The following is a 19706-nucleotide window of genomic DNA, read 5'->3' as shown; positions in this document are numbered from 1 at the left end:
TTCACCACATCATGCCAACATTCCTTATTTTTCGGAATTGCATAATCCATCTTTTTTACAAACTTGCATAAAAAAATCGCCCTCAGATGAAGGCGATTTTCTTTTTTAAGATAACAATTCGTTAGTCATCACCTTGGATCAGACTCAACAAACGCATAAATGAGTAATACATCCATACCAAAGTTGCTAACAGTGCAATTGCACATAACCATTCAAATGCTTTCGGAGCACGTTGTGCTGCGGCACTTTCAATTAAATCAAAATCTAAAATTAAGTTCAGTGAAGCAATTACCGCAACAAAAGCTGCAAAACCGATACCTAACCAGTTACTTTCAAAGATATAAGGAATACTTGAACTAAATGCCAAACTCATAATGATCTGAACGACAAATACCAAAGCAATTGCAATAGATGCTGAGATCACCACTGCTTTGAATTTCTCAGTTGCACGAATGATTTGGAATTTATATAAACCAAATAGAACTAATGTGGTCACAAATGTTGCAAGTAAAGCTTGTAACGGAACACCTGGAAATTTCAGTTGGAAAATAAAAGAAATACCACCTAAAAATGCACCTTCAAATAAAGCATAAGGAATTGCTAAAGCAGGTGCTGTATTGGATTTAAATGTTGTAATCAAAGCTAGAACAAAACTGCCAATTGCCCCGACGATTGCCGCTGCATATGCAATCGAAAGATTTGCTGTGAATGCACAATAGAAAAATAGAGCCATTCCGAGAACCGCTGCGATCACAGTCAAAAGAACCGATTTTTGAATCGCTCCTTGAATGGTCATGGGTTCAGCCAAGTCACTATAGGTTTCAACACGAGTTAAAATTGGATTATTACTTTGCATGTATACGCTCTTTTTATAGTTAGCAATAAAAGCACAAGTTTAAGCGATTTCTTTATTCTGCCCAATATTTTTTTACATTCATTAAAAAAAGGAGCCGAAGCTCCTTTTATATTTCAATGGCATCCTTATAAAAGATAAGCCATGAGTTATTTATTCATAATAAAAAAATATTCACGGTAATATTTTAATTCAGCAATTGAGTCACGAATATCGTCCATCGCCAAATGTGAGGCATTTTTCTTTAAGCCACTCATAATTTCAGGTCTCCAGCGTTTCGCCAACTCTTTGACTGAAGATACGTCTAAATTACGATAATGGAAGAACTGTTCAAGTTCAGGCATCAGGCGGTGTAAGAAGCGGCGATCTTGGCAAATTGAGTTACCACACATTGGTGATGATTTTGGATTCACCCATTTTTTTAAGAACTCAAGTGTTTGCTGTTCTGCATCTTGCGCAGACAATTTGCTACGGCGTACACGTTCAATTAAACCTGATTGACCATGTTGCTTGGTATTCCATTCATCCATTGCGTTTAGAATCAAATCTGATTGATGAACCGCTAAAACAGGACCTTCAGCAAGAATATTAAGATTATCATCAGTAATAATTGTTGCGATTTCAATAATCTTATCGTTATCCGTATCCAGACCTGTCATTTCTAGGTCGATCCAAATTAATCGTGTATCTGGGGTACTGCTCATAGATCGTGATTCTAAAGTGCTTAAAAACATCAATAGTAGCAAATTAATTACTTCTTGGCTGTAATTCTATAGTGGCTTCATGCTATTTTTGCGGTCTTAAATGTATGGATTTTTTGGGACATGAATGGCTTTAATTCGTAAACGTCGCTTAACCGAACAACAGCAACGTCGTATTGAGAAACAGCACAAATCTCGTCAAGACGACATTGACACATCACAAGATTTGGATGGGCTAGTTGTTCAGCATTATGGTCGTCAACTCGAAGTACAAGCACTCTCTGTACCTGATCAACATCCAGAAAAACCAGAAGTTCAAGATGGTGAGCCTGAACCTTTCTGGAAACCAATTGAATTGGATAGTGTTTGGCGTTGCCATACTCGTACCAATCTCGAATTATTGGTCACTGGTGATCGCGTCAAATGGCAAGCAGATCCAAATACAGGTTTAGGAATCATTACTGCAATCTATCCTAGACAATCTCTACTGACTCGCCCTGACCGCTATCATAAGGTTAAGCCTGTGGCAGCAAACATTAGTCTGATTGTGATTGTATTTGCACCATTGCCAGAACCTGCACCAACATTGATTGATCGTTATTTGGTTGCCTGTGCTGATGCCAATATTCCTGCATTATTGGTACTCAACAAATCAGACTTACTCACTGAAAATGACCCTATTCTAAATTTACTCAGTGAATATGAAGCCTTGGGTTATGAAACCATGATCTGCCAATCACAAGGTTATTTGACTGAACTTGCTCAACGCTTGGACAAGGAAACTGTGGCTTTTGTTGGGCAATCAGGTGTGGGTAAAAGCTCATTGATCAATACTATCGTCCCAAATGCAGCACAGAAAACCAATGTAATCTCAGAAAACTCAGCCCTTGGTCAACACACCACGACTTCAACACGTCTGATTAAATTTGGATCAAACGGCGCATTGATTGATTCTCCTGGGATTCGTGAGTTCGGTCTTTGGCATCTAAATTTAGAAAAAGTTCGTACAGGTTTTCCTGAAATTGAATCACATCTTGGTCTCTGCCAATTCCGTAATTGCACGCATACGCATGAGAAAAATTGTGCATTGAAACAAGCAGTTGATCAAGGCGAAATCTTACAGCGCCGTCTTGACAGTTATTTACGCCTCATTGATGAAATTCAAGAAGCTCAACAAAAAAGTTAACTTTTCTCGATCATTCCCCCTTGAACTAAGGATTTTGATCACCATAGAGATACGTTATACTCAGGATCAATTTTGATTTTAACTTTAGGTGACTTGTGGAACGCTGGTTAGAGTTTATGGGGAATCACCCCTTCTTATTTGGTGCGCTCGGCGTATTGATCGTGTTGTTCTTTGTTTTAGAAGGACAACGTAATGGTCGTAAAATTTCACCGCAATCACTCGGTATTTTGGTTAAAGCAAAAAATGCCATGCTGATTGACCTTCGTGATGCGAAAGATTTCCGTGATGGTCACATCAGCGGTAGCCGTAACATTCCATATAGCCAAATCACAAGTCATGTAGATGAATTAAAAGCAAGTGATCGTCCATTGGTATTTATCTGTAACTTAGGTCAAGTTGCGGGTGCAGCATTGCAAAAAGTTGCGCATGCAGATAGCTATCGTCTAGATGGTGGTATCAGCAACTGGAAAGCTCAAGGCTTACCCTTAGTTAAAAGTAAAACCAAAGCTTAAGGAGCAATAAGATGACAACTCCAAACGTCACAATTTACTCAACGCTGTCTTGCCCATACTGTGTACGTGCAAAACAATTACTTGAGCGTAAAGGCGTTGCTTTTAAAGAAATTAATCTTTCAAATGAAGCACCTGAAGTTCGTATTGAGTTAATGCAACGTACTAACCACCGTACAGTGCCTCAAATTTTTATCAAAGACCAATTCATTGGCGGTTTTGATCAACTTTATGCTTTAGAGCGTGAAGGTAAACTCGACCAATTATTAGCTTAACTTTAAGGAAAAACAATGAGCGAAGAACAAGTTCAACCACAACTTGCATTAGAACGTATTTATACTAAAGATATTTCTTTTGAGGTTCCTGGCGCGCAAGTATTTACAAAACAATGGCAACCAGAACTCAATATCAATTTATCTTCTGCTGCAGAAAAAATTGACCCAAATCATTACGAAGTATCATTAAAAGTTGTAGTTCAAGCAACAAATGAAAATGAAACGGCGTTTATCGTTGATGTAACTCAATCAGGTATTTTCTTGGTTGATAACGTTGAAGAAGACCGTCTTCCATATATCTTAGGTGCTTACTGCCCAAATATCTTGTTCCCTTTCTTACGTGAATCGGTAAATGATTTAGTAACGAAGGGTAGCTTCCCACAATTGTTACTTACACCAATTAACTTTGATGCAGAATTTGAAGCAAACATGCAACGCTTACAAGCGGATGCAGATGCTCAAGGTCAAGCTTAATCGTTATTGCGATAGCTGTAAAAAAGGACTGAATATCAGTCCTTTTTTTATTACTCAACAATCGTTCTAAAGGTAAGATTAATCCGTGGTGTAAATATTTTTTTGGTTGGCGGTAAACGATGTAACCAATATGTCTGTGTCGTATCTTTCATAACTAATAAACTGCCATGTTCTAAAAACACATCAACTTTTTCTTTGGTTTGTTTATGCTTAAACGCAAATTTACGTTCCGCTCCAAAGCTTAAAGAAGCAATTGCACCATTTTTGATGAGATCGATTTCATCATCACTGTGCCAAGCCATTCCCTCTTCTCCAGAGTGGTAAAGATTGAGCAAGCAAGAATTGAATGTTTCACCTGTTAATTTTTCGACTAAGGCTTTTAACTCAATCAGTTCTATAGTTCAAGGCAAAGCATATTTATTAATGTTGGAATACGTATATTCGAAGCCTCGATCACCATACCAAGCGACTTTTCTTTTAGTTATAATTTTTCGACCAAAAATAATCGCCTGATCGTTTTCCCATGCAATGTTCTTCATAAGCATTTCGAAATAGTGATCTGCTTCTAAACTACTTAAAACTTTACCATAATAATGAACAGTCCCCTCGTAGGGTAAATAGTTCACTGTTGGATCTGCTTCAATATCAAATAATTGCATGAGTCTGCGAACCCTCCCAACCAATAATAGCTGTTTTACGAACTGTTCCCCACTCATATCCACCGATAGCGCCAGTCGACTGAATCACGCGATGGCAAGGGATTAAAAATGCAATCGGGTTATGACCAATTGCTGTTCCAACAGCACGAGCTGCTTTGGGATGATCGATCATCTGGGCAAGTTGTCCATAAGTCGAAAGTTGCCCCATTGGAATTTTGAGTAAGCTCTGCCAAACTTTTAATTGAAAGGGTGTGCCCTTGAGATGTAATTTAATCATCGGGAGTTGTTCCCAATCCTGCCGAAAAAACTTCAATGCAGCTTCTTGAAAAGCGTCAACTTGTTCAATATACATTGCATGAGGAAATTGCTCTTTTAAATGTGCTAATGCTTCAGCTGTATTTTCTACAAATCGAAGTGTACAAATGCCTTTCTGAGTAGATGCAATCAACACCTGACCAAATGGTGTTTCAGAAAACTGATAATGAATCGTTAAATGCTGCCCACCATATTTATACTCAGCAGGTGTCATACCTTCTATTTGAATAAAAAGATCATGTAGTCGACTGGTACTCGATAATCCTGTAGCAAATGTTGCATCAAATACGCTGCCCTGCTGTTGCTTCAGAACCTTCTTTGCATGTTCAATGCTAATATATTGTAAAAATTTCTTCGGACTGGTTCCTGCCCATTCAGTAAACAAGCGCTGAAAATGTGCTGGACTAAGATGAATATGTGCTGCTATTTCATCAAGCTGTGGCTGCCTTTGAAAATTATTCTGTATATAAGCAATCGCTTCTGCAATTCGCTGATAATGTTGTTGTGAGGACATAGGATTAGCTCTCATCATTCATCGTTTCACTGTATCAATTTAGAAGTTTGATGAAAATCCGAATCATGCTCAGTTTTTTTATGCGCATTCAATATAAATGAATGCGCATAAAAAAACTGCACGCTTAATACGTACAGTTTTATCACTAAACTACTGGCTCGACTTAACAATACACGCTTAGATTTATTGATCTAAATCCCAATAAATTAATGCATATAATGCTTATGACCTTGATCACGTAAATCTGCAATTTTCTTCGCTTGTTTTTTTGCTTCGTCTAACTTACCTGCTTGAACAAGTGCTTTTGCCTTATCAATTTCAACAATAATTTGCTCAAATAATGCTGTTGAAGTTGGAACTTTTTCAGCTGAATGTGAGGCCAACTTATACTGTTTTGAATGGACTGCTGCTGCACGCATATTATTTAAAGCAGCTGTTGCCGCCTGTGGATTTTCAGCCTGATTGAATGCTTTATAGTTTTTACCGAGTACTTTCATATCATCAGATAAACCACCAGCAAAAACTGGGCTACTCAAACTAAAACATGACAACATAAGTGCAGTGGCTAAAGTTTTTTTAATCATCAGGATGTCCTATCAAAACTGTGGCTATAATTGAATTCACGTACAGACTGACATCGCACACAGTTGTGCTTGTAGGTCAGATGACGACGTAAGTTTAGAATACATAAAAAATGCAACGATTTCGTTGCATTTTAATTAAAAGTAAAATGGTTTTATTTACGACTTCTGTAGTAAAGCATCATGTATTGCTTCTACCAACTGTTGCGAAATCTCTTGCTTTGACGCTTTCTCTAACTCACGCTTTTCCATATGGTATGTCTGAGCGAAAAATACTGTCATTGCATTTTCATCAGAAGCGAAACCAATATCAGGTCGAGACACATCATTACATGCAATCATGTCTAGTTTTTTAGCAACCAATTTACCTGCTGCATATTCTTCGACATTTTGCGTCTCAGCGGCAAAGCCCACCATAAATGGACGCTGTTGTTGCTGTGCAATGGTCGCTACGATATCTGGATTCTTAACCAATGAAACTGCAAGTTCATCTCCAGACTTTTTAATTTTATGTTCCGCAACTTCAGCAACTCGATAATCAGCAACAGCGGCAGTTGCAATAAAAATATCACAACCTTCTTTGAGCTGATTCATACTAACATCAAGCATTTGCATAGCAGATTTCACATTAATTCTATCAACACCATTTGGTGTATCTAAACTGACAGGACCTGCAACTAAAGTGACTTTTGCACCAGCCGCATAACATGCTGCTGCCAAAGAAAAACCCATTTTTCCTGTACTGTGATTAGAAATATAACGGACAGGATCAATTGCTTCGCGCGTTGGTCCAGCTGTAATCGTGACACGCTTGCCAGCGAGTAAACCAAATTTCTCAGCAATTGCACGCTGCGCTTTATGAAAATAAGCTGCAACTTGTTTAGCTAAATCTTCAGGTTCAGGCATACGACCTAGACCAACATCTCCACAAGCTTGTTCACCAGCATCAGGCATAATGACATGTACACCATCTTCAACCAGAGTTTGTAGATTGCGTTGCGTTGCTTTTGCTGCCCACATTTGTTGGTTCATAGCAGGTGCAACCCAAACAGGTGCTTTCGTCGCTAAATATAATGTACTGAGCAAATCATCTGCCAAACCATTGGCAAATTTCGCAATCGTGTCACAACTTGCTGGAGCGACTAACACTAAATCAGCCCATCGCGCCAACTCGATGTGTCCCATACCTGCTTCTGCTTCAGGGTTGAGTAGCTCAGTATGTACAGGATTCCCTGACAAGGCTTGAAATGTTAAAGGTGTGATAAATGCTTGTGCGCCATGTGTCATGACCACGCGGACATCGAAACCAAAATCTTTTAAACGGCGTACTAAAATGGCACTTTTATAGGCAGCAATACCACCCGTAACCGCTAATATAATGTTTTTATGTGGAATTACACTTAGATCGAAGCTCACAAACAGGGTACCTTTCTGTTGCAGTGGCGCTCACAATATCATTAAATATCACCATACCCAAGTGATGCACTTGGAAAAATTATCATCATAAAAAAATTATGTGAATAAAAATGAATCAATCTATAAAACAATCCATTAAAGCATGGCCAGAACAAGAACGACCAAGAGAACGTTTACTCTCGCAAGGACCTCAAAGTTTATCGGATGCTGAACTACTAGCGATTTTTCTCCGCTCTGGCTCGAAACAACACTCAGCTGTTGAACTTTCTCGTATCCTGATTCAGCATTTTGGAGGATTGAACCCAATTTTTGATGCTTCGTTAGAAGACTTGTCCCAATTTAATGGCATCGCGTCAACCAAATATGCGCAACTCATGGCAGTCAAAGAATTAGGACGACGTTATTTGAATAACTATTTTCATCAACAACGACTATGTTTAGATCATTCTTCTTTGGTTTTGGATTATTTACGTTATGAACTTCTAGGTGAAAAACAAGAAGTATTTGCTGTTCTGTGTTTAGATGCAGAACTGAGGAAGCTTCATTTCAAAAAACTATTTTACGGTTCGCAGCATTCATGTAGCGTTTCATTGAATCAGACCCTACGCTACGCAATTCAACAACAGGCCTGTCAAATCGTCGTTGCACACAACCATCCCTACGGAATAGCCCAACCTTCAAATGAAGACATCTACTTTACTCAACAACTCAAACAAGCTTGTAAATTAGTTGAAATTCATTTGATTGATCACTTTATTATTTCACCTGACGGCTATTTTTCTTTTACTGAACAACAACTACTCAACCCTATTAAAATCAAGCAATCTGATCTTGACAAAGCGCCCATCTAACATGAACATCAACAGATAAAATTAATGATTCAAATAACATGATTGTCCGCGACCAGCCTAGCATTTTTAAAGTTTTATTCTCATGGCGCGGGACGATTTTACCCAAAATTTTACCCTCTTTAGGTTTTGTGATGTTGATCTCTGCAATTATTGGCGGAGTTGAATATATTGACCTGTATCGTTTTCCTGAAATTCCATTGGTTGGTTTTACATTGATCGGCGTTGTACTGTCGATTTTCTTAGGTTTCAAAAATACGGCATGTTATGACCGTTGGTGGGAAGCACGTAAACTTTGGGGTGTTTTAATTGCGACTTCACGTCATTTTGATCGAGATTGTCGAGTGTTGGCACAAGCCAGACGTGAAAGAATCATTCAAAATGTGATTGTTTTTGCGAATGTGCTGCGTGATCGATTACGCCACCAAACAGCCAACCCAACTGAACTGACCGAAACCAGCGGTTTGAGTCAGCAAGCTTTGAATCAGCTTTACCAACAACATAATGCTCCGCAATACACACTAAGCCTTATTCAATGGGAATTACTGCAAGCGCTGAAAGACGGTGAAATTTCTGATGTGATTTATACACAAATGAACCGTCATGTCGCAGCTTTAAGTGAGATGCAAACGGGTTGTGATCGTATTGCCAATACCCCTATTCCTTTTGCTTATTCGGTCTTATTAAACCGAACTGTTTATTTTTTCTGTTTTATGCTGCCATTTAGCTTAGGTTCTTTACTTGGTTTAGTCACACCACTCTTAGTCGGAATTTTGGCTTATACCTTTTTGGGACTCGATGCGCTGAGCACAGAAATTGAAGAACCTTTTGGAACGCAAAGCAACGACTTACCTTTAGATGCGATGGTGCGTTCAATTGAAATTGAACTGTTAAGCACGCTGGGCAGACCTACTCCACCGCCCATACAGGCACATGATCACAACTTATTGTAAGGTAGAATTATTGGAAATGATCCCAAATTCCAATTTGCCCCTCTTTTACTCGTGGTGTATTACCCAGTTTAATCCATGGCATATTTTCACCATGAAAATCACTGCCAATTGAAACGGCTAAATCAAACTGCTGAATCATTCGATCAACCATTTGACGTGTCGAAGCGGGTTCTATACTTGGAGGTAATTCAACTGCATCTCCTCCCGCCTCAGCAAATAATTCAATTAAATAGCGGATATTCGTCGCAGATAAATCATAGCGCGTTGGGTGAGCTAATACAGCAAAACCCTGACTCGCATGTATCACATCGATGGTATCTTTTAAGCCTAATCCTTCAAATTTTACGAAAGCCTTTTTTCCTTCTTTTAGGAAACGGTCAAATGCCTGCTGTGGACGACTAACGATATTTTTCTCTACCAATGTTTTAGCGATATGCGTTCGGGTTACACGATCTGATTGCCCATCAACCTTCGCAATTACATCTGGATAAATATCAAAATCAATACATTTCTCTAATAAGTCACAGATGACCTTAGCTCGTTCCGCACGGACTTTTTTCTGATTTTCAAGCATAGCTTGGATCGGTGTTTCATCTTGCATATTCAGCGCCACGATATGCACACCATAGCTTTTTTTCGTGTTTGGTCTTGACCACTGACTCGATATTTCAACACCAGAAATAATCTGAATATCATGATCTTGAGCATACTTTCGTGCAGAGCTTAAACCATCCATAGTGTCATGGTCAGTTACAGCCAACATATGGATTTTCAAATCGACAGCAGCCTGTACCAGTTGCTCAGGAGAGAACGTACCATCAGAAATGTGAGTATGTGTATGTAAATCGACACCGAACATGGTTTGTATTATGCTATCTGACCTATTTCATCATCGTACTGTAACATGAAAGCGTTGCTCGACTACCTTCCGCTGATTATCTTCTTCTACTTTTATAAAACGACCGATCCTAAAGATAGTCAACATCCCCTTCTCCAATTGGTGGGTAGCGCAGGAAATACTGATCAAAATCATATTCTTGTTGCAACATGCGCGCTTCTTATTTCAACCTTAGTGGTTTATGGCTGTTTGTTCTTTTTCCAAAAATTCAAACTGGAAAAAATGCAATGGTTTATTGTGGTGATGTCCATTATTTTTGGAGGAATCACTTTAATTTTCAGTGATGTAACTTACATTAAAATGAAAGCTGTCATCATCAATATTGGAATAGGTATCGGGTTCTTAGTCACGCCTTTATTCAATAAAGAACGGATGCCAATTATCCAAAAATTATTAGGTTCGTTACTTGAGTTAAGTCCTCAAGGGTGGATGCGTTTAAACTGGGCTTGGTGTGGGCAATTCTTCTTATTAGCCTCACTACATTTTTTCTTCGGTTTTATCTTTATGCAAGGCAAATATTGGGGCGAGTTCACCGCATTTGGCGATATTATCGTTTCTATCAGTTACCTTGCTGTTATACTGTTTTGCTTAAGAAAGCATTTTAAAACCACAGACTAAATTTAAAGTTATTGAGCTACATCTATGCCCTATTTTGTGCTGACTTGTACTGATCGTGAAGGTACTCTAGAAAAACGTTTAGCAACACGACCTCAACATTTAGAACGCTTACAAAAATTAGATGATGAAGGTCGTCTGATCGCAGCGGGCGCTCATCCTAAAGACCCAAACAATCCTCAAGCAGGATTCTTAGGTAGCACGATTATTGTCGAATTTGATAGTCGTGAAGCTCTCGATGCATGGATCCAAGATGAACCGTTCTTAAAAGAAGGGATATATGCTGATATCGAAGTGAAATTGTTCAACAAAGCTTTTCCAAAAGGGTAAATCATGCAAGTTTCAGTGAGAAGCTTTTTCGCTTTATGTTTACTCAGTTCAACGACTTGGGCTGTTGAACCAACAACGCCATCAGCACCAACAGCGGCTGCGCCTACAACACCCGTTACTACACCTGCAACTGTACAACCTAAACCTGCAACAGCAACAACAGGTGGCTCCACAAACAATACAACAACGGCTTCAGCACCAAAGCCATTGACTGCGGAACAAATTGCAAAAGCCAAACAACAACAAGATGCAAAAGTCAAAGCCATGATTCAAGATCAAGCAACACGCTTGAAACAACTTGAACATGCAAATCTGCAAGCTCTGTCTCAAAATCAAGAATTACAATTAAAAAATGATAACTTGACTGTACAAGTCCAAGTTCTGCAAAGTGAACGCAGTGCTCAGATGTTTTTATATGGCGCTATGACGATTGCTGTCGGGGTAATTTTAGGTTTCTTTATCGCAAGTTATGTCTACACCAAACGTCGTCGTCAGTGGTAAATATAAATCTTCATGTCACAAACATTAAAACTTCAAACAGCTGAATTAGATTGGGAACTTGTTGATGGTATCGAAGTTCCCATATCTAAACAATTTGGCGACGTGTATTTTTCTAAAGATAACGGTTTACTCGAAACACGCCATGTGTTTTTAAATGGAAATGATCTTAGTACACGATTATCAGAACTCTGTGACTTTCAGTATTTCTGTGTAGGTGAAACGGGTTTTGGTACAGGACTCAATATTCTTACCCTTTGGCAACTTTGGCAAAGTGTTCGCCCTGATAATCACAGTCATTTACATGTCATCAGTGTTGAAAAATTCCCTCTCAGTAAAGCTGATCTCATACGTGCGCTTAGTGTTTGGGATGAACTTAAACCTCTTGCAGATAAACTAGTACAACAATACCCATTACCGATTGCAGGTTGTCATCGCCTGAGTTTTCCCGAAGAGCGATTTAGCATCGATCTATGGCTCGGTGATGCGCAGGACATTTTCCCAAGTATCCCAAAAACACAATCCGTCAATGCTTGGTTTCTCGATGGGTTTGCGCCTTCGTGTAACCCTGATATGTGGCAAGAAAATGTATTAAATCATATTGTGCGCTTATCCGAGTACGGAACGACCTTTGCATCCTTCAGCGTTGCGGGGATTCTTAAACGTGGACTAAAACAACACGGGATCCAAATCAGCCGACCTAGAGGCTTTGGTCACAAACGAGAAATGTTAAAAGCCATTTGGCTAGACTGCCCAGATCAGGAAAATCCAGAGGCTGAGCTGCTCCAAGAGCTTCCAGCAGCATTACCTGAAACAACGCAACTAAAGCAGCGACAAATCGCCATTATCGGCGCTGGAATAGCAGGTTTGACCACCGCATGGGCATTTGCTCAGCGTGGACACCAAGTAATGATTTTCGAGCAAAATGAACCACTTTCAGGTGCTTCTGGTAATCCTCTTGCGTTACTCAATCCTAAGCTGTGTCCAATTGATCAAGCTCATGAACATTTAATGACTCTAAGCTGGCAGCATGCTTTAAACTTTTATTCACGATTTAAAGCATTCCGTGCAATCCAAGTAGAACAGATCGCAATAAAAAATGCCGATGAGCTACTTGGACTAGAACAACAATATCCTAAATCAGTTTTCGGGACAGCTCATTCTTCTCTCAATCAAACAATCGAAACCAACTATCCAAGTTTGATATTGCAGCAAGCTGGTGCAGTTTCTCCTCATGTATTGCGTGATGAGATTTTAAAACATCCAAATATCAGCATAAAAAAAGCCAAAGTTTCTCGTCTTAGACCAAAAGCAACGCAAACAGAAATTTGGCAAGATGAGGACTTAATTTCGGTAGCAGATCACGTCATCGTATGTTGTGCAAAACAAAGTGCTGCCTTATTTGAAAACTATCCTGTATTGAAGCCTATTCGAGGGCAGGTCAGTTGGGTAAATAACACCATACAGCCTTTGGTCTTGGATCAGGCTTATAGCTATGGTGGTTATTGTATGCAGTTAGATGACTCTCAATTGATTTTAGGTGCATCCTTCTACCCTAACCGTGACGATAGTGATGTTCTTGCTGAAGACCATGTGCATAACTACGAACTTATCCACAGTATCTTCCCACAATATGCTGAACAACTTCCATCGATCGACATGTGGCATGGTCGTGCTTCTATTCGGGCGCAGAGTTCAGACTATTTTCCTTTGGTTGGGAAAATGGAATCAAACACTGAAATTTATACTTTTGCAGGTTTAGGTTCTAAAGGATTTTTATTTGCACCATTATGCAGTGAGATTTTAGCTGCATTAGTATTGGGTGAGCTTTGTCCAGCTCCACAATCTTTACTAAGTAAATTGAATCCGTTACGTTTCCAAAAAAAAGTAAAAGTGAAAAAACCGTATTATTCGAAGCAAATGTAGTTTTTAAATTTTAAATCGAGAATTTGATTTATTTTTGAGTTTGCCAAAACACAAATGTATTTTGGCAAACTTTTTCATTTACACACCTTCTACAAGAGGTAAACCAGCATCACGTGCTGCACGAGTACCTCCCATCAAAACGACGTATTCACGTGAACTATCTAGACCTTCTAAAAGTTCGGCTGCTCTGGGTGCTTTACTGCCACCACCACATAAAATGTAAATCGGCTGATCCGCTGCAACTTGAGTCAAACTATCCGCAGTTAATTCAGCAATAGGACGATTTACTGCCCCTTTGACATGAGCCTCTGAATACGCTTTGGTATCTCGGACATCCCAAATGATCGCGTCCTCTGGGAACTCAAATGTTGTAATTTCTTGTTTACGGATCATTGCGCACTCCTTTGATGTAAACAACACTTGGCAAATGAAGAAAACACCCTTAGCATCTCAAATATTCTTTCCCTTTGTAAAGGTCTAACCATGCCTTCTTTTGATATTGTTTCTGAATTAGAGTTATTTGAAGTCAATCATGCGGTACAAAACACGCAAAAAGAGATTGGTACACGTTTCGACTTTCGCGGACAAGACGTTTCGATCGAGTTAAATGAGAAAAATAAAGAAATTAAAATCTCGACTGAAAGTGATTTCCAATGTGAACAAGTCTATACAGAGGTGGTCCCACATGTTTGAACAACTAAAAGCTTATTTATAAGTGATACTCTGCTCTAGTTAAGCTACCTTATTTTGTTGTGGTAGCTGGTCATAGTAAAACTCATCTGGAGTCATTTTGTCCAGACTCGAATGAGGTCGTTTCAAATTATAAAATTCAAAATATGCGTTTAATTGCTTCTTCGCATCCAAAACATTGCTGTAGGCTTTGAGATACACCTCTTCATATTTAACGCTCCGCCATAATCGTTCAACCATCACATTATCAACCCATCGACCTTTACCATCCATACTGATTTGAATGCCATTTGATTTCAATACATCAATAAATGCATCACTGGTAAACTGACTGCCTTGGTCTGTATTAAATATTTCAGGTCGACCATATTTTTCAATAGCTTCATTTAATGTTTCTATGCAAAATGTAACCTCCATACTAATCGATACTCTATGCGCAAGTACCTTGCGGCTATGCCAATCAATCACAGCACATAAATAAACAAAGCCTTTTGCCATAGGGATATACGTTATATCCGTAGACCACACTTGATTACTGCGCTGAATAGCCAATCCTTTGAGCAGATATGGATATTTGCGGTGAGCTTGATTAGCCTGGCTTAAATTTGGTTTGCAATATAACGCATTAATGCCCATTTTCTTCATTAAAGTACGTGTATGACGTCGTCCTATATGATGTCCTTGACGATTCAACAAATCACGCATCATACGGCTACCTGCAAAAGGATATTGCATATGTAATTCATCCATACACCGCATCAGCTTCAGATCTGATGCACTCGCAGGTTTTGGGCGATAATAATAACAACCACGGGAGACTTTCAGCAGCTTAGCTTGCTTAGATACTGAAATCTGAAGTGAGTCGTCGATTAACTTTTGTGGTTGAAGCGGCCCAGTTTCTTCAACACACCTTCTAAAAAATCAATTTCTAATGCTTGCTCACCAATTTTTGCATGTAGTTTTTTTAGATCGATGGGTGGTTCTGTTGGAGCTTTTGATTGATCGAAAGCTTGCGAGGAAGCTGAAATTAATTGATTTTTCCAGTCGATAATTTGGTTTTGATGAACATCAAATTCAGCACTCAATTCAGCAAGTGTTTTTTCTGCTTTAATCGCAGCAAGTGCTACCTTAGCTTTAAAATCATTTGAATGATTTCTTCTTGGTCTACGTGCCATAAAATACTCCATATATTGATGTTTATAACATCATTTGGGGAGCAAAATATCACTTATAAGTGTTGTTCAAATTTCCTGATCCACCTCTATACAATGCTTGAAAATCATTTCTATAAACGTAAGGTTGATGTACAAGCGCTTGATCCACAAAAAGCCACTGCATCAGGTAAACATGTAGTACAAGTGGTCAAACTCAAAGATGGACTTGACTCAGATACTGCAAAAAAAATTAATAAAGCCATTAAAGAAAGTGGTATCAAAGCGCAATCTTCTATCCAAGGGGACAAAATCCGCGTCACTGATAAAAAACGTGATACGTTGCAACAAGTCATGAATTTTTTACGTGAACAACAATTTGGTCTGCCACTGCAATTTAATAATTTCAAAGACTAAGCAATAGGCTCGCTATGGAAAAAGATAACCGTCTTTATACGTTAGTTAAAACCACTTCTAAATTCCCTAAAGGTATCCGTAGTACCTTATGGAGCAAAGCATTTGGTCGTGTTGTTCCGATGGTAGGAACAGCGAACATACGCTATTTAGAAGTAGATAAAGATCATGTGACTGTTCGCATTGAAAACCAACGTAATATGCAAAATCATATTAAGGGTGTACACGCGGCAGCTATGGCTTTATTAGCTGAGACAGCAACTGGATTTTTAACAGGTTTACATGTACCTGATGATCGCATTTTATTGATCAAATCTTTACATGTAGATTATTTAAAAGTCGCACAAGGCGGTTTAACTGCAACTGCAACATTATCTGCTGATCAACAAAAGTTCATTGCAAATAATGAAAAAGGCGAGCTACTGATTCCTGTTACGGTCATTGATGATTCTGCAAATGAACCGATCCAATGCCAAATGCTTTGGGCTTGGTTACCCAAACGTAAAAAATAATAACTGATCTAAACTTCTTTTAGATAGTTACTCAGCCCAAGATACAAATACCGTTTTGTTTCTCGGGCTTTATATTATGAAAAAAATTTACTTTATTCCCATCATATTTTTGACGACTATCATTACTGCTTGTTCTTCTATTCCATTGAATACGACTCATCTTAACAGCTCGAACCAAACTCTCTCCGATGAGCTATCAGAACAAAATAAGAAAATTGTCGTGGACTTTTATGAAGGTGTTTTTTTGAAACACCAAGTTAAAGCATATGCTGATCGCTATATTGGCGACCAATATATTCAACATAATCCGAATGTTCCCGATGGCAAAGCACCTTTTGTAAACTTCTTTACGGAGAAATTTAGCAATAATCCAGCAGCAAAAAATGTAATTAAAAAAGCGATTGCTGAAAAAACCTAGTTGTTCTACATGTTCATTCAACTGAAAATGATACAGATCGGGGAGGAGCAATTATTGATATTTTCCGTGTTGAAAATGGGAAAATTGTCGAGCATTGGGATGTGATTCAAAACATCCCAGAGCAAAGTAAAAACAGTAATACCATGTTCTAGCTACAAAGGTATAGCCCAAATAAATTTGTGTTATACCTTTATGAATGAGAAATTGATGTTTCAATAATAGAAATAAGTTGCTGCAGATATTTAGCATCGACTTCATCAAACTGATTGAGTTCATCACTATCAATATCTAGTACACCAACACATTCCGTATTTTGCATAATCGGCAATACGATTTCTGATTTAGACGCTGAGCTACATGCAATATGTCCTGGAAACAACTCAACATCAGGCACGATAATAACTTGTAGTTGTTGCCATGCTGTACCACATACACCACGACCTTTCGCTATACGAGTACAGGCAATTGGTCCCTGAAATGGACCTAATACTAATTCATTTTGCTTAACCAAATAAAAACCAACCCATAACCAACCAAATTGCTGATTCAGTGCAGCACAAATATTTGCAAGATTAGCGATCAGGTCAGGCTCACCCTCAATAATTGCTTTAATCTGAGGGATAATACTTTGATATTGTTCGGCTTTATCGCCTTGTTGCAAAATGAGCTCTTCAGCCATGCTTAAATCCTAACGAGATAACTCCCTAATCGTATCAAGCAAATACGCTTAAACCGATAGCGTTGCTGTAAATTTCTGTCTAACTTCTTCTGAAATTTGACGTTTATTACCCTTTACATCGACCGCAACAAAGGTAAACACCCCTTCAGTAATTCGCACTGGTTCACGCGAATCATCATGACTGTTCCATACTTCAATTTGTACTTGGACCGAAGTATTACCAACTTTCAAGATTTTTGTATAGCAACTAATCACATTTCCGACTTTCACAGGAACTAAAAAAGTCATCTGATTAATTGCAATCGTTGCACAACGACCTTTACTGAAGCGCTCGACGTGAATTGCACCAGCCAAATCCATTTGAGATACAATCCATCCACCAAAAACATCACCACTCCAGTTAGTATCAGCAGGCATTGCAATCGTTTGCAAAGAAAGCGTGCCTTCAGGATGGTTCAAACGCTCAGTCATATCAAATATCTCTTGATGTTACTTCAAATGTTGCTCTAGCCATTGCTGAAGTTCAGGTGCACGTAATGCTCCGCTCACTCGAGCAATTTCAGTTGTTTTGTTCATCAGCACTAGGGTTGGAATACTACGTACGTTAAATGCTGCACTCAATCTTGGATTTGCTTCTGTATCAATCTTTGCAAAAATCACATATGGATTTTGGGTTGCAACTTGAGCAAAATGTGGAGCCATCATTTTGCATGGGCCACACCATTCTGCCCACAAATCAATCAATACAGGTAAATCAGTATTAGAAATAAAATTACTGAAATTTTGTTCATTCAATTCAATAGGTTGTTGTGATAATAATGACTGATGGCATTTACCACAACTTAGTTGCGTACTTAATTTCTCTTCTGGTACACGATTTTTTGCACCACATGAACTACAGACTATAATCATTTACATCACTCCAATATGTTGATGCAAAAATTCTAATTGGGTTGTGACTGCTTTTTCAAACCATGAACCATGATAAATATCAAAATGTTTAATATCCCACTCATGATACGTGACAAATGGCGCAATATTGGTCGCTGCTTCACGACTAGACTGAATTGGAATTAAAGTGTCATTTTTAGCAGCAATGAATAAAACAGGAATATTGATTTTTCGTACAAATTGGATTGGGCGATAACGCATCAAATTAAAAAATACACGTGCTGGAACTTCACCACTCCAATAATAATCAGGATTCACTATTGAATGATATCCAAAGTAGCTATCAGATGTAGGTAAAAAACAAAGCTTGTATTGATCAACAACAGGTAGTGTTTTAGGTGCAAGCCCCATTTTTGAGCCCATATAATCCTGACTTGATCGCTTTAATGCTTCAGGATAGCGTTGCAAGGGATAAAGTTTCGCTGTTTCAGCACCATCAACATACGGAACTTGAACCATGATTGCCTGAATGTTTTTTAGGTCTGTAGCCAAACTTAAAGCATAACCGCCGCTTAATGAGGTTCCCCACAAGATAATACGTCTACTATCAATATATTTACAATTTGATGCATACTGAACTATGGTTTTCCAATCATCTAATTGAGCACTTAAAGAGATCAACTCTCGAGGTTTCCCAGTACTCCCTCCCCAATAACGATAATCAAATAAAATAACAGCATAACCCGCTTGTGCAAAACGCTGCGCATACTGAATTAATTTAAACTGACGTAATCCAGCAAAACCATGCGCCATAATAATAACGGCTGGTTTTATGTTGGATTTCGGTAGATAAAAATCAGCAGCAATCGTTTCATCACCACTAGGAACATACAACGGCTCAACTGTATAGGTGTGCATGCGCGCTCCATTGCGTTATCTTTTGCTTATCATCATGTATTTACTATAGACATTTAAACTCAAGATCAAGCTTAATGCTATGATAGAGCATAAAATGTTTTGTTTATTTTTGGAGTGACAAGATGTCAGAAAATGTTGGTTTTGCAGGTCAAATTGGTCCTGAACATGTTGAGCAAGTCGTCGAAAAAGGCTTCAAATCAATCATCAATAACCGTCCTGATATGGAAGGCGGACTAGAACAACCGACTAGCGCTAAAATAGAAGAAGCAGCACGTTCAGCAGGTCTTGATTATGTGTATCAACCCGTCATTGCTGGTCAAATTAGTGAAATCGATGTACGCACCTTTGCCAATCATTATAACGAACTTCCTAAACCCATTTTAATGTTTTGCCGTACCGGCAATCGCTCAAACAACTTATATCAGTTAGCCAAGCAAATGGATTTGTTGGATGATTAATAAAAAATATCCAAATAAAAATGG

Annotated in this window: 25 protein-coding genes and 3 pseudogenes; 15 read left to right on the top strand and 13 right to left on the bottom strand. The window is 38.6% G+C overall.

Annotation, left to right across the window (positions count from 1 at the left end; translation table 11 throughout):
• Positions 1-121: 121 nt before the first annotated feature.
• Together R2H34_RS02950 and orn are read right to left on the bottom strand one after the other, a co-directional pair.
• A complete protein-coding gene (locus R2H34_RS02950) occupies positions 122-856 on the bottom strand; it encodes a Bax inhibitor-1/YccA family membrane protein (protein ID WP_004906538.1) in 735 nt (244 codons plus the stop codon).
• 146 nt (positions 857-1002) lie between these two features.
• Positions 1003-1557 carry an oligoribonuclease gene (gene orn / locus R2H34_RS02945; RefSeq protein ID WP_005403665.1) on the bottom strand — a complete coding sequence of 185 codons (555 nt, stop codon included), beginning with the start codon at positions 1555-1557 and terminating at the stop codon, positions 1003-1005.
• Between the two features lie 124 nt (positions 1558-1681).
• Between orn and rsgA the strand changes: the two genes are divergently transcribed.
• The 4 genes from rsgA to secB all read left to right on the top strand — a co-directional run bounded on the left by rsgA (position 1682) and on the right by secB (position 3998).
• Positions 1682-2740, top strand: coding sequence for a ribosome small subunit-dependent GTPase A (rsgA, locus tag R2H34_RS02940; protein WP_151730473.1), 1059 nt, complete (start codon positions 1682-1684; stop codon positions 2738-2740).
• A gap of 95 nt (positions 2741-2835) precedes the next feature.
• Positions 2836-3252 carry a rhodanese-like domain-containing protein gene (locus R2H34_RS02935; protein ID WP_004955555.1) on the top strand — a complete coding sequence of 139 codons (417 nt, stop codon included), beginning with the start codon at positions 2836-2838 and terminating at the stop codon, positions 3250-3252.
• 11 nt (positions 3253-3263) lie between these two features.
• Positions 3264-3524 carry a glutaredoxin 3 gene (gene grxC, locus R2H34_RS02930; RefSeq protein WP_004774456.1) on the top strand — a complete coding sequence of 87 codons (261 nt, stop codon included), beginning with the start codon at positions 3264-3266 and terminating at the stop codon, positions 3522-3524.
• A gap of 15 nt (positions 3525-3539) precedes the next feature.
• The gene (gene secB, locus R2H34_RS02925; RefSeq protein ID WP_004906530.1) at positions 3540-3998 is read left to right on the top strand and encodes a protein-export chaperone SecB; all 459 of its coding nucleotides are present in this window, start codon (positions 3540-3542) and stop codon (positions 3996-3998) included.
• A gap of 50 nt (positions 3999-4048) precedes the next feature.
• Here the strand turns inward: secB and R2H34_RS02920 are convergent.
• The 4 genes and pseudogenes from R2H34_RS02920 to coaBC form a co-directional block, all read right to left on the bottom strand.
• Positions 4049-4657: pseudogene (locus R2H34_RS02920) on the bottom strand (alpha-ketoglutarate-dependent dioxygenase AlkB family protein).
• Positions 4644-5486 (bottom strand): methylated-DNA--[protein]-cysteine S-methyltransferase, encoded by an 843-nt coding sequence (locus tag R2H34_RS02915; RefSeq protein WP_004906526.1) that lies wholly within the window; start codon positions 5484-5486, stop codon positions 4644-4646. Before R2H34_RS02915 ends, R2H34_RS02920 begins: the two are co-directional and overlap by 14 nt.
• Positions 5487-5692: 206 nt before the next feature.
• Positions 5693-6070, bottom strand: a complete 378-nt coding sequence (locus R2H34_RS02910; protein ID WP_005403663.1) for a cytochrome b562 — start codon at positions 6068-6070, stop codon at positions 5693-5695.
• A 156-nt stretch (positions 6071-6226) separates the two neighbouring features.
• Positions 6227-7483, bottom strand: coding sequence for a bifunctional phosphopantothenoylcysteine decarboxylase/phosphopantothenate--cysteine ligase CoaBC (gene coaBC / locus R2H34_RS02905; RefSeq protein ID WP_125298129.1), 1257 nt, complete (start codon positions 7481-7483; stop codon positions 6227-6229).
• 110 nt (positions 7484-7593) lie between these two features.
• Here coaBC and radC point away from each other — a divergent pair, with 110 nt between their 5' ends.
• A complete protein-coding gene (radC, locus tag R2H34_RS02900) occupies positions 7594-8334 on the top strand; it encodes a RadC family protein (RefSeq protein WP_004960941.1) in 741 nt (246 codons plus the stop codon).
• A 38-nt stretch (positions 8335-8372) separates the two neighbouring features.
• Positions 8373-9284, top strand: coding sequence for a bestrophin family protein (locus R2H34_RS02895; protein WP_004906518.1), 912 nt, complete (start codon positions 8373-8375; stop codon positions 9282-9284).
• Between the two features lie 7 nt (positions 9285-9291).
• On the opposite strand, the gene R2H34_RS02890 is transcribed toward R2H34_RS02895, so the two are convergent.
• A complete protein-coding gene (locus tag R2H34_RS02890; RefSeq protein WP_004960943.1) occupies positions 9292-10143 on the bottom strand; it encodes a PHP domain-containing protein in 852 nt (283 codons plus the stop codon).
• Between the two features lie 45 nt (positions 10144-10188).
• Here R2H34_RS02890 and R2H34_RS02885 point away from each other — a divergent pair, with 45 nt between their 5' ends.
• From R2H34_RS02885 to mnmC, 4 genes are read left to right on the top strand one after another with little or no spacing between them, the layout of a single operon-like run.
• Positions 10189-10800, top strand: a complete 612-nt coding sequence (locus R2H34_RS02885) for a septation protein IspZ (protein WP_004906514.1) — start codon at positions 10189-10191, stop codon at positions 10798-10800.
• A 24-nt stretch (positions 10801-10824) separates the two neighbouring features.
• Positions 10825-11127, top strand: a complete 303-nt coding sequence (locus R2H34_RS02880; RefSeq protein ID WP_004906511.1) for a YciI family protein — start codon at positions 10825-10827, stop codon at positions 11125-11127.
• A 3-nt stretch (positions 11128-11130) separates the two neighbouring features.
• Entirely contained in the window at positions 11131-11628 is a 498-nt protein-coding gene (locus R2H34_RS02875; protein WP_004955537.1) for a hypothetical protein, read from the top strand.
• A gap of 12 nt (positions 11629-11640) precedes the next feature.
• On the top strand, positions 11641-13551 hold the full coding sequence (gene mnmC, locus R2H34_RS02870) for an FAD-dependent 5-carboxymethylaminomethyl-2-thiouridine(34) oxidoreductase MnmC (RefSeq protein ID WP_151711528.1): 1911 nt from the start codon (positions 11641-11643) through the stop codon (positions 13549-13551).
• A 78-nt stretch (positions 13552-13629) separates the two neighbouring features.
• On the opposite strand, the gene R2H34_RS02865 is transcribed toward mnmC, so the two are convergent.
• Entirely contained in the window at positions 13630-13944 is a 315-nt protein-coding gene (locus tag R2H34_RS02865) for a rhodanese-like domain-containing protein (RefSeq protein ID WP_004955533.1), read from the bottom strand.
• Positions 13945-14034: 90 nt separating this feature from the next.
• Here R2H34_RS02865 and R2H34_RS02860 point away from each other — a divergent pair.
• Positions 14035-14238: pseudogene (locus R2H34_RS02860) on the top strand (DUF520 family protein); the annotation flags it as partial.
• Between the two features lie 45 nt (positions 14239-14283).
• On the opposite strand, the gene R2H34_RS02855 reads toward R2H34_RS02860, so the two are convergent.
• Positions 14284-15428, bottom strand: a protein-coding gene (locus R2H34_RS02855) for an IS3 family transposase (RefSeq protein ID WP_115613877.1) whose coding sequence is annotated in 2 segments (ribosomal slippage) — positions 14284-15164 and positions 15164-15428 — 1146 coding nt in all. Because the reading frame shifts where the segments join, the coding sequence is not laid out codon by codon here.
• 6 nt (positions 15429-15434) lie between these two features.
• Here R2H34_RS02855 and R2H34_RS02850 point away from each other — a divergent pair.
• The 3 genes and pseudogenes from R2H34_RS02850 to R2H34_RS02840 all read left to right on the top strand — a co-directional run bounded on the left by R2H34_RS02850 (position 15435) and on the right by R2H34_RS02840 (position 16888).
• On the top strand, positions 15435-15809 hold the full coding sequence (locus R2H34_RS02850; protein ID WP_318342410.1) for a DUF520 family protein: 375 nt from the start codon (positions 15435-15437) through the stop codon (positions 15807-15809).
• A gap of 14 nt (positions 15810-15823) precedes the next feature.
• Entirely contained in the window at positions 15824-16318 is a 495-nt protein-coding gene (locus R2H34_RS02845) for a DUF4442 domain-containing protein (RefSeq protein WP_004906494.1), read from the top strand.
• Between the two features lie 76 nt (positions 16319-16394).
• Positions 16395-16888: pseudogene (locus tag R2H34_RS02840) on the top strand (ester cyclase).
• Positions 16889-16926: 38 nt separating this feature from the next.
• Here R2H34_RS02840 and R2H34_RS02835 read toward each other — a convergent pair.
• From R2H34_RS02835 to R2H34_RS02820, 4 genes are read right to left on the bottom strand one after another with little or no spacing between them, the layout of a single operon-like run.
• Complete coding sequence (locus tag R2H34_RS02835; RefSeq protein ID WP_075696072.1) at positions 16927-17415, bottom strand: GAF domain-containing protein; 489 nt, start codon at positions 17413-17415, stop codon at positions 16927-16929.
• Positions 17416-17463: 48 nt separating this feature from the next.
• A complete protein-coding gene (locus tag R2H34_RS02830; protein WP_039047703.1) occupies positions 17464-17886 on the bottom strand; it encodes an acyl-CoA thioesterase in 423 nt (140 codons plus the stop codon).
• An 18-nt stretch (positions 17887-17904) separates the two neighbouring features.
• The gene (gene trxC, locus R2H34_RS02825; protein ID WP_075696071.1) at positions 17905-18327 is read right to left on the bottom strand and encodes a thioredoxin TrxC; all 423 of its coding nucleotides are present in this window, start codon (positions 18325-18327) and stop codon (positions 17905-17907) included.
• Positions 18328-19224 (bottom strand): alpha/beta hydrolase, encoded by an 897-nt coding sequence (locus tag R2H34_RS02820; RefSeq protein WP_004906487.1) that lies wholly within the window; start codon positions 19222-19224, stop codon positions 18328-18330.
• A gap of 122 nt (positions 19225-19346) precedes the next feature.
• Between R2H34_RS02820 and R2H34_RS02815 the strand changes: the two genes are divergently transcribed.
• Complete coding sequence (locus R2H34_RS02815) at positions 19347-19682, top strand: TIGR01244 family sulfur transferase (RefSeq protein ID WP_318342409.1); 336 nt, start codon at positions 19347-19349, stop codon at positions 19680-19682.
• The last annotated feature ends 24 nt before the right edge of the window (positions 19683-19706 follow it).

It is taken from the genome of Acinetobacter sp. 16, assembly GCF_033439925.1.
GTDB classification, from domain to species: Bacteria; Pseudomonadota; Gammaproteobacteria; order Pseudomonadales; family Moraxellaceae; genus Acinetobacter; species Acinetobacter junii.
This window is presented reverse-complemented; position numbering and strand designations above follow the sequence as displayed.

Excerpts from the sequence above, each read along its gene's own strand:
- R2H34_RS02915 (WP_004906526.1), bottom strand. The coding sequence starts at position 5,486 with ATGTCCTCACAACAACATTATCAGCGAATTGCAGAAGCGATTGCTTAT.
- R2H34_RS02815 (WP_318342409.1), top strand. The coding sequence starts at position 19,347 with ATGTCAGAAAATGTTGGTTTTGCAGGTCAAATTGGTCCTGAACATGTT.
- R2H34_RS02865 (WP_004955533.1), bottom strand. The coding sequence starts at position 13,944 with ATGATCCGTAAACAAGAAATTACAACATTTGAGTTCCCAGAGGACGCG.
- R2H34_RS02845 (WP_004906494.1), top strand. The coding sequence starts at position 15,824 with ATGGAAAAAGATAACCGTCTTTATACGTTAGTTAAAACCACTTCTAAA.
- R2H34_RS02895 (WP_004906518.1), top strand. The coding sequence starts at position 8,373 with ATGATTGTCCGCGACCAGCCTAGCATTTTTAAAGTTTTATTCTCATGG.
- R2H34_RS02880 (WP_004906511.1), top strand. The coding sequence starts at position 10,825 with ATGCCCTATTTTGTGCTGACTTGTACTGATCGTGAAGGTACTCTAGAA.
- R2H34_RS02835 (WP_075696072.1), bottom strand. The coding sequence starts at position 17,415 with ATGGCTGAAGAGCTCATTTTGCAACAAGGCGATAAAGCCGAACAATAT.
- R2H34_RS02875 (WP_004955537.1), top strand. The coding sequence starts at position 11,131 with ATGCAAGTTTCAGTGAGAAGCTTTTTCGCTTTATGTTTACTCAGTTCA.
- grxC (WP_004774456.1), top strand. The coding sequence starts at position 3,264 with ATGACAACTCCAAACGTCACAATTTACTCAACGCTGTCTTGCCCATAC.
- trxC (WP_075696071.1), bottom strand. The coding sequence starts at position 18,327 with ATGATTATAGTCTGTAGTTCATGTGGTGCAAAAAATCGTGTACCAGAA.
- R2H34_RS02910 (WP_005403663.1), bottom strand. The coding sequence starts at position 6,070 with ATGATTAAAAAAACTTTAGCCACTGCACTTATGTTGTCATGTTTTAGT.
- R2H34_RS02890 (WP_004960943.1), bottom strand. The coding sequence starts at position 10,143 with ATGTTCGGTGTCGATTTACATACACATACTCACATTTCTGATGGTACG.
- R2H34_RS02950 (WP_004906538.1), bottom strand. The coding sequence starts at position 856 with ATGCAAAGTAATAATCCAATTTTAACTCGTGTTGAAACCTATAGTGAC.
- mnmC (WP_151711528.1), top strand. The coding sequence starts at position 11,641 with ATGTCACAAACATTAAAACTTCAAACAGCTGAATTAGATTGGGAACTT.
- R2H34_RS02820 (WP_004906487.1), bottom strand. The coding sequence starts at position 19,224 with ATGCACACCTATACAGTTGAGCCGTTGTATGTTCCTAGTGGTGATGAA.
- secB (WP_004906530.1), top strand. The coding sequence starts at position 3,540 with ATGAGCGAAGAACAAGTTCAACCACAACTTGCATTAGAACGTATTTAT.
- orn (WP_005403665.1), bottom strand. The coding sequence starts at position 1,557 with ATGAGCAGTACCCCAGATACACGATTAATTTGGATCGACCTAGAAATG.
- R2H34_RS02850 (WP_318342410.1), top strand. The coding sequence starts at position 15,435 with ATGTTTATAACATCATTTGGGGAGCAAAATATCACTTATAAGTGTTGT.
- R2H34_RS02885 (WP_004906514.1), top strand. The coding sequence starts at position 10,189 with ATGAAAGCGTTGCTCGACTACCTTCCGCTGATTATCTTCTTCTACTTT.
- R2H34_RS02830 (WP_039047703.1), bottom strand. The coding sequence starts at position 17,886 with ATGACTGAGCGTTTGAACCATCCTGAAGGCACGCTTTCTTTGCAAACG.
- radC (WP_004960941.1), top strand. The coding sequence starts at position 7,594 with ATGAATCAATCTATAAAACAATCCATTAAAGCATGGCCAGAACAAGAA.
- rsgA (WP_151730473.1), top strand. The coding sequence starts at position 1,682 with ATGGCTTTAATTCGTAAACGTCGCTTAACCGAACAACAGCAACGTCGT.